Origin of the sequence: Burkholderia sp. HI2714 (assembly GCF_002223085.1) — a bacterium.
Classification (GTDB): domain Bacteria; phylum Pseudomonadota; class Gammaproteobacteria; order Burkholderiales; family Burkholderiaceae; genus Burkholderia; species Burkholderia lata_D.
On record NZ_NKFM01000147.1, the window covers coordinates 1 to 1,246 of the forward strand.

The window sequence follows — 1,246 nt, forward strand, 5'->3', positions numbered from 1 at the left end:
GATCTCGCGAATCAAACGCTGCATCGGCGCGCGGCTGCTGACGCGCCGGCTCGAGTCGCAGCAGTGCGAGGGCGTGATCATCGCCAACCTGCTGAACCTGTGGAATTCGTTCGGCAGGCCCGTTTGCTTCAAAAATGCATAGTTGCGTCTGCAACCAACTTGGCGCCTACCCTGCTGAACAAAGCCGTTCACGTTGCATGACAGAGGCGACAACTACCTTGACGCGCACCGGTTTTCGCGAGTCAGTCCCAGTCTAACTCGGGTTCCCCCACTGCATCGACAATTGTTTTAAGCCTTAGTACCTGCTCGGCAGGCAATGCACAGCAGGTTTGTAGCGAATCCCAGCCCGAGCTTTCCTTAGGGCGGCGACGAATAACGCCAGATTCGGACGATTCAGCCGAACGATCTACTTTAGTATCCTTCAAATGATCGTCGCCGATGAGAATTATAGCGCCTGGCTCATTAGGCACGGAATTATCCATATAATGTTGCGCAAATTCCTTATTTCTACTGTGCATGACACGGGGGTGTGTTCCATATCCACCATTCGCATCTGCAAAATATACATTAACTCCTTTTTCAAGACTTTTTTCTATGATATCCGTAAGCTTTACAGGATTATCATACTCAGAGCCTCGAAGCATATCATTTAGCATGCTTTTATTTTCCTTCCACTCGCTTGTTTCAATCCACCCTTTGCCTTTCCCTGGCGGAAGGACAGCATCCTGATAGGCGTGAGGGATTTCCAAAAAAACCTTTGATATTTTACCCTCATCTATAAGGCGAAGAATAAGCTCCCGAGACGCCGGGCTGCCATGTGATTCCCCTACAATTAAGGTTCCATTGTTTAGTTTCGCTATCGCATTCTTCAACAGTTGCTTTTCCGGATCCACGACCGAGTACCCTGTCTTGGGCAATGCCTCCGGATCGGTCGCATGCGTATCATTCTTATTCCCGTTCTGCTCAACCTTCACATAGTCATCGCGCCCCTTCACCTCACCTACCTCGGTGCCCTGCTTGGCCAGCGCCGCCTGCACCTGCTGCTTCAGGCTCGGCTGATCCTCCGTCCCACACGCCGTCTTGCATCCCACCAGCGCCACCTTCGACACCTCCGCTTCCTCGCCCAGCCGGCCCTTCACCTGCTCGATCTGCTGCGCCAGCTTGCGCGCATTCGCGTCGCCCAGCGTCCCGCCCTCCTCATCCCCGTGACCCACCACCTGCACCTTCACCTTCCCGTTCGTGCGCG

Annotated in this window: 1 protein-coding gene; it reads right to left on the minus strand. The window is 53.6% G+C overall.

All coding sequences use genetic code 11. From position 1 onward, the window contains the following. Nucleotides 1-242 precede the first annotated feature (242 nt). Nucleotides 243-1,246, minus strand: a 1,004-nt coding sequence (locus CFB82_RS41550) for a C80 family cysteine peptidase (protein WP_143751096.1), incomplete at its 5' end; no start/stop codon positions are given.